The 13,875-nt window shown below is 56.1% G+C and carries 15 protein-coding genes; all 15 read left to right on the top strand.

The annotated features are described in order from the left end of the window. Positions 1 to 3: 3 nt before the first annotated feature. The 15 genes from BA6348_RS16770 to hisC all read left to right on the top strand — a co-directional run bounded on the left by BA6348_RS16770 (position 4) and on the right by hisC (position 13,819). A complete protein-coding gene (locus BA6348_RS16770) occupies positions 4 to 867 on the top strand; it encodes a menaquinone biosynthesis protein (RefSeq protein ID WP_007785439.1) in 864 nt (287 codons plus the stop codon). Positions 868 to 883: 16 nt separating this feature from the next. Further along, positions 884 to 1,849, top strand: a complete 966-nt coding sequence (locus BA6348_RS16765; RefSeq protein ID WP_007785438.1) for a polyprenyl synthetase family protein — start codon at positions 884 to 886, stop codon at positions 1,847 to 1,849. 104 nt (positions 1,850 to 1,953) lie between these two features. Continuing rightward, positions 1,954 to 2,397: a nucleoside-diphosphate kinase gene (gene ndk / locus BA6348_RS16760; protein ID WP_005831294.1), complete on the top strand. Its 444-nt coding sequence runs from the start codon at positions 1,954 to 1,956 to the stop codon at positions 2,395 to 2,397. A 140-nt stretch (positions 2,398 to 2,537) separates the two neighbouring features. Then, a complete protein-coding gene (locus BA6348_RS16755) occupies positions 2,538 to 3,311 on the top strand; it encodes a CheR family methyltransferase (protein WP_007785436.1) in 774 nt (257 codons plus the stop codon). Between the two features lie 77 nt (positions 3,312 to 3,388). Then, positions 3,389 to 3,556 (top strand): hypothetical protein, encoded by a 168-nt coding sequence (locus BA6348_RS26800; RefSeq protein WP_007785434.1) that lies wholly within the window; start codon positions 3,389 to 3,391, stop codon positions 3,554 to 3,556. A gap of 202 nt (positions 3,557 to 3,758) precedes the next feature. After that, positions 3,759 to 4,922 (top strand): chorismate synthase, encoded by a 1,164-nt coding sequence (gene aroC / locus BA6348_RS16750; RefSeq protein WP_005831290.1) that lies wholly within the window; start codon positions 3,759 to 3,761, stop codon positions 4,920 to 4,922. Then, complete coding sequence (gene aroB, locus BA6348_RS16745; protein ID WP_005831288.1) at positions 4,922 to 6,025, top strand: 3-dehydroquinate synthase; 1,104 nt, start codon at positions 4,922 to 4,924, stop codon at positions 6,023 to 6,025. Before aroC ends, aroB begins: the two co-directional genes overlap by 1 nt. Further along, complete coding sequence (gene aroH, locus BA6348_RS16740) at positions 6,025 to 6,402, top strand: chorismate mutase (protein ID WP_005831286.1); 378 nt, start codon at positions 6,025 to 6,027, stop codon at positions 6,400 to 6,402. Before aroB ends, aroH begins: the two co-directional genes overlap by 1 nt. 282 nt (positions 6,403 to 6,684) lie before the next feature. Further along, positions 6,685 to 8,199 carry an anthranilate synthase component I gene (gene trpE / locus BA6348_RS16735; RefSeq protein ID WP_005831284.1) on the top strand — a complete coding sequence of 505 codons (1,515 nt, stop codon included), beginning with the start codon at positions 6,685 to 6,687 and terminating at the stop codon, positions 8,197 to 8,199. Beyond that, entirely contained in the window at positions 8,193 to 9,218 is a 1,026-nt protein-coding gene (trpD, locus tag BA6348_RS16730) for an anthranilate phosphoribosyltransferase (RefSeq protein ID WP_005831282.1), read from the top strand. Before trpE ends, trpD begins: the two co-directional genes overlap by 7 nt. After that, positions 9,208 to 10,017: an indole-3-glycerol phosphate synthase TrpC gene (gene trpC, locus BA6348_RS16725; RefSeq protein WP_007785428.1), complete on the top strand. Its 810-nt coding sequence runs from the start codon at positions 9,208 to 9,210 to the stop codon at positions 10,015 to 10,017. The genes trpD and trpC overlap by 11 nt, the downstream gene beginning before the upstream one ends. Further along, positions 10,014 to 10,685: a phosphoribosylanthranilate isomerase gene (locus tag BA6348_RS16720; protein ID WP_122953147.1), complete on the top strand. Its 672-nt coding sequence runs from the start codon at positions 10,014 to 10,016 to the stop codon at positions 10,683 to 10,685. Before trpC ends, BA6348_RS16720 begins: the two co-directional genes overlap by 4 nt. Further along, the gene (trpB, locus tag BA6348_RS16715) at positions 10,645 to 11,877 is read left to right on the top strand and encodes a tryptophan synthase subunit beta (RefSeq protein ID WP_122953148.1); all 1,233 of its coding nucleotides are present in this window, start codon (positions 10,645 to 10,647) and stop codon (positions 11,875 to 11,877) included. Before BA6348_RS16720 ends, trpB begins: the two co-directional genes overlap by 41 nt. Beyond that, positions 11,877 to 12,695 (top strand): tryptophan synthase subunit alpha, encoded by an 819-nt coding sequence (gene trpA, locus BA6348_RS16710; RefSeq protein ID WP_005831274.1) that lies wholly within the window; start codon positions 11,877 to 11,879, stop codon positions 12,693 to 12,695. Before trpB ends, trpA begins: the two co-directional genes overlap by 1 nt. Before the next feature lie 29 nt (positions 12,696 to 12,724). Next, positions 12,725 to 13,819 (top strand): histidinol-phosphate transaminase, encoded by a 1,095-nt coding sequence (hisC, locus tag BA6348_RS16705; RefSeq protein WP_005831272.1) that lies wholly within the window; start codon positions 12,725 to 12,727, stop codon positions 13,817 to 13,819. Positions 13,820 to 13,875: the final 56 nt, after the last annotated feature.

Raw genomic sequence — 13,875 nt, 5'->3', positions numbered from 1 at the left:
CGCATGCAAAAGTCTTTGCGGATCGGACAAATCTTGTACACCAACGTACTGCCTGTTTACTACTACTTTGAACAAGCAAAATTCGAGGACCGGATCGAGTTCATCCGCCAGGTGCCAGCCCAGTTGAATCTGGCGATGGCAAAAGGCGAGATTGACATGGGGCCGATCTCCTCGTTTAGCTATGCTGAGCATGCCTCCCAGTACGTGGCATTGGCAGACCTGTCTGTCAGTGCCAAAGGGAGAGTAGGCTCCCTTTTCTTATTCAGCAAAAAGCCGATCGAGCAGTTGAACGGGGCGAAAATCGCCCTGACCAACACGTCAGCGACGACGGTGAACCTGTTGAAAATCGTGTTCCACAAGTTTTACGAATACGAGATCGCTTACGTTACACAAGAGCCGAACCTGGCGCAGATGCTGCAAGGCGCAGATGCTGCCCTGCTCATCGGCGACGACGCGATTGCCGCAGAGCGGACGGCCAAAGACTTGCACGTGTACGATCTCGGGGAGCTGTGGCACCGATTTACGGGCTATTCCATGACGTTTGCCATCTGGGCGCTCAGGCGCGCTGTCATAGCCGAGCATTACGATTTGATCGCAGAAGTCCACGCTTCGTTTTTGGCGAGCAAAAAGAAGACGAAAGCCGATCCCGGTCCGTTAGTGGACTATGTATGCGCGCACTTCGGCGGAACAAAAGAGGAATGGATTCGTTACTTCGCGGGACTGCAGCACGATTTCGGCGAAGGGCAGCGGGTAGGACTGGAGTATTATTACCGATGCGCGGCGGAGCTGGGGTTACTAGCGGCGCCCGCGACCGTCGAGTTGTGGCAGGCGGATGGCCACAAGACCAATATTACGCTTGCGAGATAGGTGGAACGGATAACGGATGAACCTAGTCGATATTTACTTCAAGATGAAAAAGGACGTCCAGTACATTGAGGATGAACTGGAAAAATCGATCGATACAGACGTTCGCGAGCTGTATCAATCCTCGACGCATTTGCTCAAAGCAGGAGGAAAGCGCATCCGTCCGGTCTTTGTGCTGCTCGGAGGCAAGTGGGGCCATTACGATGTAAAAGTTTTGAAGCACGTCGCCGTCCCGCTTGAGCTGATTCATATGGCTTCGCTCGTGCACGACGACGTGATTGACGATGCGGACAAGCGGCGGGGCAAAGACACGGTGCGCATGAAATGGGACAACAAAATAGCGATGTACGCGGGCGATTACATTTTCGCGCGCGCGCTGGCGATCGCTTCCCAGCTTCCGAATCCGAAGCTGCACCAGATTCTCTCCAACGCCATTGTCGAGGTGTGCAAGGGCGAGATCGAGCAAGTAAAAGATTTGAACAACTGGGATCAAAACTTCCGCACGTACTTGCGCAGAATCAAGCGGAAAACGGCGCTTTTGATCGCGATTAGCTGTCAGTTGGGTGCCGTGGCGAGCGGCGCCACCGAAGAGTTGGTGCGAAAAATGTACTGGTACGGCTACAACGTCGGCATGGCTTTTCAAATTACCGACGACATTCTCGACTTTACCGGAACGGAAAAGCAGTTGGGGAAACCGGCGGGCAGCGACCTTCTCCATGGCAACATCACGCTGCCGGCGCTCTACACCGCTTACCACGGCAAGGCGAGCGGACAGTTCCAGGAATGGATCAGGCAAAATACGTTTTGGGAGCATACGGACGAAGCGATTCGCCTGGTGCGCCAGGACGAAGGCATTGCCTTTTCCCAGCGGCTGGCCGAGCGCTATATCGCCCGCGCGCATGCGGTTCTCAGCGACTTGCCCAATACGCAGGCGAAAACATCGCTGACAGGAATTGCCAACTTTATCATCGATCGCAAATTTTAATGAGAATTTGACTGTCTGCCTGTTGCTTGGCCACCCCAGTTTTGATAAAATTTTCGTTGGTGTTGTAAACACCAATACATAGCTTTGATGGAGGCATACTTACAATGGAAAAAACGTTCCTTATGGTAAAACCTGACGGCGTACAACGTAACCTGATCGGAGAAATCGTATCCCGTTTCGAGAAAAAAGGCTACCAACTCGTTGGTGCTAAACTGATGGTAGTAAGCCGCGAACTGGCTGAACAACACTACGCCGAGCACAAAGAGCGCCCGTTCTTCGGCGAACTGGTTGACTTCATCACTTCCGGTCCTGTATTCGCAATGGTATGGCAAGGAAACAACGTCATCTCCACTGCTCGTGCGATGATGGGCAAAACAAACCCGGTTGATGCGGCTGCTGGTACAATCCGCGGCGATTTCGCGACTTCCGTTGGCATGAACATCATCCACGGTTCCGATTCCCCAGAAAGCGCTGAGCGTGAAATCGGCCTCTGGTTCTCCGCTGATGAAGTTCTCTCCTTCGAGAAAACAATCCAACGCTGGATCTAATTTGCCGATCCAACGACGAAAAAACCCCATGCGTGGGGTTTTTTCTTTTTTTCGTCAAAATCTCCCCGAGAAGTGATAGGATTTTGGCGAATATTAGCGAAATCAAAGAGTTAAGAGTTTTCAAGGGGGTACAATTCTGTATGGAAGATAAGGACTTTCTCCAATTTATCGCTAGTGTGAAAAAAATGACCGGAATTGATCTTGCCCTCTACAAGGAAGCACAGATGAAGCGGCGCCTGACTTCGTTGCGGCAAAAGCGGGGCTATGGCACGTTTGTCCAATATTTCGATGCGATTGCAAAGGACAAGGAACTGTTTTACGAATTTCTCGATCGGATGACGATCAACGTCTCGGAGTTTTTCCGCAACCCTGGGCGCTGGGAAGTTCTTGAGAACAAGATCTTGCCGCGGCTCGCCAAGCAATCGTCGCGCATCAAATGCTGGAGTGCCGCTTGTTCCACTGGCGAGGAGCCGTACACGCTCTCGCTGATCTTGCTGCGCAAGCGTCTGGACGCGACTGTGCTGGCATCCGATATTGATGAGGGCGCGCTGGCCAAGGCCAAGCAAGGCGTCTATACGGACCGTTCGTTGCAGGATTGTCCGAAGGAGCTGGTGGACAAGTACTTCGTCAAGGACGCGCTCAGCTACCGGATTTCCGACGAGGTGAAGAGACGTGTCACGTTCAAGAAGCACAACTTGCTAGCTGATGCGTTTGACACGCAGTTCGATCTCATCATCTGCCGCAACGTGATGATCTATTTCACGGAAGAGGCGAAGCACGAGCTGTACCACAAGTTCAGCCGGGCGCTCAAACCGGGCGGCGTGCTGTTTGTCGGCAGCACGGAGCAAATTTTCCAGCCGCAGCAATACCAGTTGGAGACGGAAGATACGTTCTTTTATCGAAAAATGGGATAAATCCCCACGGCCCTTTGTATAACGCTGCTCTTTTTTCCCAAGACTAGGAATACTTACTTTGTCAAGGGAGGCAGCAGATGGATAAGCACAAGGTCATCGAAGCATACCGTCGGGGTTTGATTACGTTGCAAGAATGCGGACAAATACTTGGGGCTGAAAAAACTCAACTGGATGATTTGATACGTGTGGATCATTCCAGAAGGCCGCTTAGCCCCAATCCTTTTTTGATGGTCGATCCTTTTTAATCAGCGCCATCTGCAAACGAAGCGCTTCTCCCGTCGGAGGGGCGTTTTTTCTGCAAACGAAAGGTTTTCGCGCAGGTTTCTACTTTTGTGTTTCCACAGCGAGACAGGTATGATATTATAGCGCTTAAAAGTGATAAAGGACAGCGACCCGAACCGGAAGGAATGGGGATACAAGCTGCCTGGAGGATGGAGGAAGGAAGAGATGCGTTACTTGACAGCAGGGGAATCTCACGGCCCGCAGCTTACGGCGATCATCGAGGGAGTTCCGAGCAACTTGCCGATTTCGGTTGAGGCAATCAATGAACAGTTGGCACGTCGTCAAAAAGGGCATGGACGTGGCCGCAGAATGCAGATTGAAAAAGACCAGGTGAAAATTTTGTCCGGCGTGCGCCACGGTTATACGACAGGGGCACCGATCACGCTGGTCGTTGAAAATAAGGATTGGACTCACTGGCAAACGATCATGAGTGCCGAGCCGGTAGAAGAGGGCGCAGAGGAAAAGCGCCGCGTCTCTCGCCCGCGTCCAGGCCACGCTGACCTGAATGGTGCGATTAAATACCATCAGCGCGATATGCGAAATATTCTGGAACGTTCCAGCGCCCGCGAAACGACAATCCGCGTGGCCGTAGGGGCTGTCGCTCGCCAATTGCTGGCGGCTTTCGGCATCCGGATCGGCGGACAAGTTTTGCAGATCAATGATGTGGTGGCGAAGCGTCAGGAGGTCAGCCTGGAAGAGCTGATTGCCCGGACGGAAGAATCGCCGGTTCGTTGCCTGGATAAAGAAGCGGAGCCGCTCATGATGGCGGCGATCGACAAGGCAAAAGAAGACGGCGATTCCCTCGGCGGCGTGGTCGAAGTAATCGTGGAAGGTGTGCCGATCGGCCTTGGCAGCCACGTGCAATGGGATCGCAAGCTCGACGGACGACTGGCGCAGGCGATCATGAGCATTCAGGCGTTCAAAGGCGTGGAAATCGGCATCGGGTTTGAGGCGGCAGGCTTGAAAGGCTCGCAAGTCCACGACGAAATCATCTGGAACGAAGAGACCGGCTACAGCCGCAAAACGAATCGCGCAGGCGGTTTGGAGGGCGGCATGACGACGGGGATGCCTGTGGTCGTGCGCGGCGTGATGAAGCCGATCCCGACGCTGTACAAGCCGCTCATGAGCGTGGATATCGACTCCCGCGAGCCGTTTTCCGCGAGCATCGAGCGCTCCGACAGTTGCGCGGTTCCGGCTGCGAGCGTCGTAGCGGAAGCGGTAGTCGCGTGGGAGATCGCGCAGGCGATGTGCGAGAAGTTCCCGAGCGATTCGATGGACGACATGATCGAAAACGTGCGTGAATACCGCGCGTACACGGAGAAATTCTAATGAAGACCAACAGACTGACAGTAGAGCTGGGAGAGCGTTCTTACGAGATTGTGATCGGCGATTCTCTATTGCAGCAGGTTCCTGATTTGCTTGCGGAGGCAGGAGTTGTCTCCACAAGCAAACTGATGATTATTACAGATGAGCATGTGGCGGTTCGTTACTTAGAGCCGCTGCGCGATGCTCTGCGCGCTGCCGGATACAATGCGATAGCGAGCGTCGTGGAAGCGGGCGAGCAATCGAAAAGTCTCGCTGTCTACGAACGGTTGATGACCGAAGCGATTCAGGGCGGACTGGACCGCAAATCCGCAATTCTCGCGCTGGGCGGCGGCGTCGTGGGGGATTTGGCTGGCTTTGTGGCGGCTACGTTCATGCGCGGCATTGACTTTGTCCAGTTGCCGACGACGTTGCTCGCTCACGACAGCTCAGTCGGAGGAAAAGTGGCGATCAATCACCCGTTGGGGAAAAACTTGATCGGTGCTTTTCATCAGCCTCGCGTCGTGATCTACGACACAAAGGTGCTGCACACCTTGCCCAAGCGCGAAGTGGCCGCAGGCTTTGCCGAAGTCATCAAGCACGCTCTTATTTCGGACGCCTCCTTTGTGGATTGGCTGGAGGAGAACGCCGCCCGCCTGTGGGAGCTTGATTCAGAATTGTTAGGGAAAGCGATCGAAAGAGGCTGCGCCGTCAAGGCTGCGGTTGTCTCTGCCGACGAAACCGAGCAGGGCCAGCGTGCGCTTTTGAATTTGGGGCACACATTCGGCCATGCGTTTGAGGCGCTGTCGGCGTACGCGACGTTGAATCACGGCGAAGCCATTTCCATCGGGATGTGCATCGCCGCCAAAGTAGCGGAGCGAATCGGCTTGGCGCAAAGAGGCGTGTACGATCGCACGAAGCATTTGCTCAGCCTGTACCATTTGCCAACGGCTTGGCCAAAAGGACTTGAGCCGCAAGACGTCCTCGAGGCGATGAAGCGGGATAAAAAGACGGTCGGCGGCCAGCTTGCCCTCGTATTGCCTAGCGCAATCGGGCAGGCGGAGATTGGGAAACACGTAGACGAACAGCTCATCCTGACAGTAATGAGTGAAGAAGCGGAGGCTTTGTAATGGGAATGCGAGGAATCAGAGGCGCGGTTACGGTAGAAGCCGATACGCGGGAAGAGATTGTCTCTTCCACCAAGTGGCTGCTGGAAGAAATGGTCACGCGCAATGAAGTAAATCCGGAAGAGATCGGCAGTATCATCATCACGACGACAGAGGATTTGTGTGCGACGTTTCCCGCCCAGGCGGCGCGTCTGTTGGAAGGGGAGGCCTGGCAGTATGTCCCGCTGATGTGCGCGCGGGAAATTCCTGTGCCGGGCAGCTTGCCCCTCTGTATTCGCGTCATGATGCACGTCAACACAGAGAAGTCGGCAAAAGAGATTCAGCACGTCTTTTTGCGGGATGCAGTCAAGCTTCGCCCGGATTTGACAAATCGCAGTTGACAATCAGGGCGCTCTCTTTTACCATAAATGAAACGAGAGCGCCTCGTTTTTGCAGAAGAAGAGCCAATACCGGCTGAGTTGAGAATGAGTAGAGCAGAGTTGAGATGAGTTAGGTTGAGGAGAGAAGAGCAGGCTGGGTACATATTTGTCTACCCAATCCAGTTCTGTCGCTGGGTTTTTTTGTATATTTTTTTCTCCCCCCTACCTCTCGCTCTAGGCAGCGGGCAGTGAAAAGGCGGTTGTTCTCCCTTTTCGCTCCCACTAAAAAGGAGATGAGAGTTCATGTATTTTCCCTCCCTTGCTGAGGTCAAGAACCTTTCGGCGACCTATTCCCTGATTCCTGTGAGCCTGAAGCTTTTGGCAGACCAGGAGACACCCATCCGTTTGTATCAGAAGATTCGTACGAGTGATTCGTTTTTGCTGGAGAGCGTGGAAGGCGGAGCGCGTTGGGCCCGTTTCTCGTTCATCGGGATGAACCCTTTTCAAATCGTGGAAGCAAAAGGGGAAGACATCTCCGTAGTGACGCGCAGCGGAGAGCGAAAAGCTTTGACAGGCAATCCCGTCCACTTTTTGCGCCAGGAGACGGATCGCTTCAAGAGCCCGAAGCTGCCCGGCTTTCCCCGCTTGAGCGGCGGGGCCGTAGGCTTTTTTGGCTACAACACCCTGCGCTATTTTGAAAATTTGCCGGCGCACCGCCAAGAGGCAGTACGCGTGCCAGACATGCGCTTCCTCTTCGTCGACGAAATGATCGCTTTCGATCACTTGAAGCAGGAAATTCAGTTGATCGTCAACTTGCACGTAGAGCCGGGAGATTCCGCCGAAGTTATTGACGAAAAATACAAGCTAGTCTGCGAAAGGCTGGAGCAGCTCGCTACAAAGGTAACCGCTCCGCTGGAGGTGGACAGCCGCATCCAGGTAGAAACCCAGTCGCCAGCCCCGCTCAACGTCGAGCCGAACATGAGCCGCGAGCAGTACGAGCGGATGGTCGAGCAGGCAAAAGAGTACATCGCAGCGGGCGATATTTTCCAGGTAGTGCTCTCGCAGCGCTTTTCCGTCAAGACCGACGTCGATCCGTTTGCCGTGTACAGACTGCTTCGCACGCTGAATCCTTCGCCGTACATGTACTACCTCGAATACGAGGGCGAGACGGTCGTCGGTACGTCTCCCGAGCTGCTCGTGCGGGTCGAGGATGAAAAAGTCGAGATGCGCCCGATCGCCGGAACGAGAAAAAGAGGCGCGACGCCGCAGGAGGACGAGGAGCTGGCGGCAGACCTTTTGGCCGACAAAAAGGAACGGGCGGAGCATTACATGCTTCTGGACCTGGGCCGCAACGATGTCGGCAAGGTGTCGGCTTACGGCAGCGTCCGCGTGGAAGAGGCGCTCGTCATCGAAAATTACTCGCATGTGATGCACATGGTGTCGCACGTGACGGGCAAGCTGCGCGAGGGGCTACACGCTTTTGACGCCCTGCTCAGCGCCTTCCCGGCCGGGACCGTCTCCGGCTCGCCCAAGCTGCGGGCGATGGAGATTATCGCCGAGCTGGAACCGGATGCCCGCCATCTGTACGCCGGAGCGATCGGCTACATTTCCTTCGACGGCTCGCTCGACAGTTGCATCACGATCCGGACGTTGTTTTTCCAGGATGGGTACGCGCACGTGCAGGCAGGAGCAGGCATCGTCGCCGACTCGGTTCCCGCAAGCGAATACCAGGAGACGGTAAACAAGGCAGCCGCGATGATTTCGGCTTTGGAAAAGGCAGAACAGCTATTTGTGCGCAAGGAGGTATTGCCATGCTGACCCATGCATTGGAGCAAATTTTGCAAGGAAACGATTTGTCGCGGGCAATCGCAGAGGAAGCGATGGGAGAAATCATGGACGGCAAAGCGACGCCAGCCCAGATCGGAGCCTTTTTGGCGAGTATGCGGCTCAAGGGCGAGCAAGTAGAGGAAATCATCGGGTTTGCGCAGGCGATGCGCGCCCGGGCGATGCGTTTTCCGATCGAGCTGCCGGGTCTGGTCGATACGTGCGGCACAGGGGGAGACGGCAGCAACACGTTCAATATCTCGACAGCCAGTGCGATTGTGGCGGCGAGCGACGGCGTGCGGATCGCCAAGCACGGCAACCGGGCTGTGTCGAGCAAAAGCGGCAGTGCAGACGTCCTCGAAGAGCTGGGCGTTCCGGTCAACCTGTCGCCCAAGTCCGCCGCTGATTGTCTGCGTGCGACCAACCTGTGCTTTTTGTTCGCGCCGCTCTACCACCAGGCGATGAAGCATGCGGCAGGTCCGCGCAAGGAGCTGGCCGTGCGCACCGTTTTCAACCTGCTTGGCCCGCTGACGAATCCGGCAAACGCCAGCCATCAGCTCATGGGCGTCTATGATGCGAAGCTGCTGCCGACTGTCGCGGCTGTCCTGCGCGAGCTGCATGTAGAGCGGGCGCTGGTCGTGGCTGGCTCTGACGGGCTGGATGAGCTGACCGTGACGGGAACAAGCCAGATCGCGGAGCTGCGTGACGGCGAGATTCGCACGTATGAGATCGACCCAGAACAGTTCGGATTGCGCCGCCATGAAAAAGAAGCGCTGCGCGGCGGAGACGCGTGCGAAAACGCGACGATCATTCGCGAGGTGTTCGCTGGCAAGCGCGGGGCGGCGCGCGACATCGTGCTGTTAAACGCAGGGGCGATCCTCTACCTGGCGAATCGCGTTCGCTCGATCGAAGCAGGCGTGATCCGGGCAGCGGAGCTGATTGACGACGGACTCGTCATGCGCAAGCTGGAGCACATTCGGCAAATTGCAGGAGGGATGATTCATGCTTCATAAAATCGTGGAAAAAAAACGCGAGGAAATCGCTCGCCTGCAAAAAGAGACGACGGTAGCGGCCTTGCTGCAGCAAGCCAAAGCGCAGGAGCGTCCGCGCGGCTTTCGCCAGGCGCTGGAACAGAGCAGCCGCCCGGTCAGCGTAATTGCCGAAGTGAAAAAGGCTTCGCCGTCCAAAGGGCTGATTCGCCCGGATTTTGACCCGCTCGCGATTGCGCGGGCGTATCAGGCGGCTGAGGCCGAGTGCCTGTCCGTCTTGACCGACGAGTCGTTTTTCCAGGGCAGTCTCGCTTATTTGCAGGGCATTCGCGAAGCGGTAGACCGTCCTTTGCTGCGAAAAGATTTTCTCATCGAAGACATTCAGGTAGTGGAAGCGCGGGCAGCCGGAGCGGATTGCATTTTGCTCATCGCCGCGATCCTTACGCACGAGCAACTGCGGCATTTGTCGCAGACGGCGGAACAACTCGGGATGGACGTCCTCGTCGAAGTCCACGACAAGCGGGAGTGCGAGCTCGTTTTCCGCGCGATCGAACCGAAGCTGCTCGGGATCAACAACCGCAACCTGCATACGTTTCAGACCGATCTCGCGGTGACGCACGAACTGCTCGCGGAACTGCCTGCTTCCCTGACTGTCGTTAGCGAAAGCGGCATTTCTTCTGCGACCGATGTGGAAAACGTCAGACAGGCGGGAGCGAGAGCGGTTTTGGTCGGCGAGCACTTCATGCGCCAGCAAGACGTGAAACAGGCGGTTTTCGATCTGGTCGGACCAGCGAAAGGCAGCAAGGCGGGGGTGAGCTTGTGACCCGGTTGAAAATTTGCGGGATCAAACGCCCGGAGACGCTTGCGCTGCTAAAAGAGCTGGACGTCGACTATGTCGGTCTGGTGTTTGCGCCAAGCAAGCGCAAGGTAGACGCGAAAACGGCAGGGAGGCTGCTCGCTGCCGTTTTCGGCCACCCGCCGGCTGTCGGCGTGTTTGTCAATCCGACGATGGATGAGCTGGCTGAAGTGCTCGCGGAAGCGCCGCTTTCTGTCATTCAACTGCACGGCCAGGAGACGCCGGAATTTTGCCGCCAAGTGCGAGAGCGGTTTTCGGTGCCGGTATGGAAGGCACTGGCTGTTGGAGGCGAAGCGGATGCCTCCGCGTCGCTGGAAGCGTATCAGGGGATTGTAAGCGCCTTTTTGTTCGATACGTACGATCCGGCGCAAGCAGGCGGAACAGGGAAAAAGTTTTCGTGGGAGCAAATTCCGCTGCTGCAAGCGAAGTGCAAGGAAGCGGATTGCATCATCGCAGGCGGGATTCATGCCGAAAACGTAGCCGAGCTGATTGGCACGTACCAGGCTGCGGTGATCGACGTGTCCAGCGGAGTAGAGACGGATGGAGAGAAAGACGGAGATAAGATAAAAAAACTGGTGGAGAGGGTGAAGGCGCATGCCAAGCAATACACAGACAACCACGCGGGTCGTGCCTGACGAGAACGGACGGTTTGGAGCGTTCGGCGGAAAATTCGTGCCAGAGACGTTGATGAATGCTTTGTACGAGCTGGAGGCTGCTTTTGAGGAAGCGCGACGTGATCCACAGTTCGTAGCCGAGCTGAATGAGCTGCTCAGCAAATACGCAGGTCGCCCTACGCCGCTGACACATGCGGAGCGGCTGACGGAGGCGCTTGGCGGGGCGCAAATTTACCTCAAGCGCGAAGACCTCAACCATACCGGGGCGCACAAGCTGAACAATGCGCTCGGGCAGGCGCTTTTGGCAAAGCGTATGGGCAAAAAGGCGATTATCGCAGAGACGGGAGCGGGGCAGCACGGCGTTGCCAGCGCGACGGTCGCAGCGAAGCTCGGGCTTTCCTGCAAAGTGTTCATGGGCGAGGAAGACATTCGCCGCCAATCGTTGAACGTCTTTCGCATGAACTTGTTGGGAGCGGAAGTCATTCCGGCCGTGTCCGGCTCGCGGACGCTGAAGGACGCGACGAACGAGGCGATTCGCCACTGGGTTTCGCACGTAGAGGAGACGTTTTACGTGATCGGCTCGGTCGTCGGCCCGCATCCGTATCCGTACATGGTGCGCGAGTTCCAGAAAATTATCGGGGAGGAGACGCGCCAGCAAATTTTGCAGCAACTCGGCAAGCTGCCCGACGAGGTAGTCGCCTGCGTAGGCGGCGGCAGCAACGCGATCGGGATGTTTTACCCGTTTATTCAGGATGAGTCTGTCGCGCTTCGCGGCGTGGAAGCGGCAGGAAAAGGAATCGAGACAGACAAGCATGCCGCGACATTGACCCTTGGGCGGCCAGGCGTGATTCACGGCTCGCTCACCTACTTGCTGCAGGATGCGCACGGACAGGTGCAAGAGGCGCACTCGATCTCGGCGGGGCTGGACTACCCGGGCGTCGGCCCTGAGCATGCGTATTTAAAAGATACCGGGAGAGTGACGTACACGTCCGTAACCGATGCGGAGGCGCTCGCGGCCGTCGAGCTTTTGTGCCGCACGGAAGGGATTATTCCCGCACTGGAGAGCGCCCACGCGATTGCTGAGGTCATCAAGCGCGCTCCGCAAATGTCGCCGGAGAAGATCATCGTCATTTGCCTGTCGGGACGCGGGGACAAAGACGTGCTGACCATCCAGGAAGCGCTGGCGGAACGCACAGAAGGGGGAGTGGCATGATGACGGCAGCAACGAATCGAATTGACCGTTTGTTTGCGGATCGCAGCCGCAAGCGTTTTATCCCGTTTATTACGGTAGGAGATCCGACCTTGGAAGCGACGTTTCAACTCGTGACTGCGATGGTGGAGGCCGGAGCGGACGTGATCGAGCTTGGCGTTCCGTATTCCGATCCGCTGGCAGATGGCCCTACGATCCAGCGCGCCTCGCAGCGTGCGCTGCAACACGGCGTGTCGATCGCAGACGCCTTGCAGCTCGTCTCCCGCCTGCGAGAGTCGGGCGTAGAAGCGGGCATCGTCCTGTTTTCTTACTTCAATCCCGTGCTGCAATACGGAATCGAACGCTTTTTCGCCGACCTGGCCGCGCATGGAGCAGACGGCGTCGTCATTCCGGATTTGCCGATTGAAGAAAACGGCCCTGCCGTGGCTGCCGCGAAGCAAAACGGCTTGCACGTCATTTCGCTCGTGGCACCGACGTCCGATACGCGCATCCAGACGATCGGCGAGCAGGCGACAGGCTTTTTGTACTGCGTTTCGTCGCTCGGCGTGACGGGAGCGCGGACAGACTTGCGCGAAGACTTGGCGGACTTTTTGGCGCGGGTAAAAGCAAGCACGACTGCGCCGACTGCCGTCGGATTCGGCATCTCCACGCCAGAGCAGGTGCGGGCCGTAGCGCCGCATGCAGACGGCGTGATCGTGGGCAGCGCGATCGTGCAGCAGATTGAACAGCACGAGGACCAACTGAAAGATCCGGCACAAATGCCAGTTGCTGTTGAAAAAATAAAAACGTTTGTACAACAGTTGGCGAGTGCGCTACAATAATGGGAAAAATGTGACTGGAGTGAACGTGGATGCAACCGAAGCAACGCATACTCAATGCCCCGGTATATCAGCCAGGGAAGCCCATTGAAGACGTCAAACGGGAGTTTGGTTTGACAGAAGTAATCAAGCTGGCGTCCAACGAGAACCCTTACGGCTGCTCGCCTAAGGCGAAGGCGGCCATTGCGGAGCAACTGGATAATCTCGCTCTTTACCCGGACGGCGCAAGCCTCAGCCTGCGCTGGGATTTGGCCGATTTCCTCGGCGTGAAGCCTAGTCAACTCATTTTCGGCAATGGTTCCGACGAAAATTTGTTGATGATCTCCCGCGCTTTTTTGAGTGAAGGCACGAACACGGTCATGGCGACTCCTACCTTTTCCCAGTATCGCTCCAATGCGATTATCGAAGGGGCAGAGCTGATCGAGGTTCCGCTCAAGGACGGCGTTCACGATCTGGAAGCGATGGCAGCAGCCATCAACGAACAGACGAAAGTCGTATGGGTATGTAACCCGAACAACCCGTCCGGTACCATCGTGACTGCGACAGAGCTGGAAGCGTTCCTGAAAAAAGTGCCGAGCAGCGTTCTCGTTGTTTTGGATGAAGCTTATTACGAGTATGTTGTTGATCCAAAATATCCACAAACCGTTCCTTTGCTCGATCAGTATCCGAATCTGATTATTTTGCGGACGTTCTCCAAAATTTACGGTCTGGCAACGCTGCGGATCGGCTACGGCATCGCCTCCGAAGAGCTGGTGTCTGCACTGGAGCACGTGCGCGAACCGTTCAACACCGGAGCGCTCGGTCAAGTAGCAGCTCGTGCGGCCTTGCGCGACCAGGAGTTCGTGGCCGCATGCCGCGAGCGCAACCGCGAAGGGCTGAAGCAATTGACGGACGCTTTTGACGAGTGGGGACTTTCTTACTTCCCGTCGCAGACCAACTTCATTTTGGTTGACCTGAAAAGAGATTCCGATGAAGTGTTCAAAAAGCTGTTGACGCACGGCATCATCGTGCGCTCGGGGAATGCACTCGGCTTCCCGGGATACCAGCGGATTACGGTGGGAACGAAAGAACAGAATGAAAAGATTTTGTCTGTGTTGAAAGAAATTGTGACTGGCGCATTGAAATAACGGACAAAAGATGCCGGGCGTGCCCCGGCATCTTTGTCTACGCGAACAAGGAAGGA

It is taken from the genome of Brevibacillus agri (assembly GCF_004117055.1).
GTDB lineage: Bacteria > Bacillota > Bacilli > Brevibacillales > Brevibacillaceae > Brevibacillus > Brevibacillus agri.
Note: the sequence above shows the minus strand (reverse complement) of the source record. Positions and strands in the feature narration are given on the sequence as shown.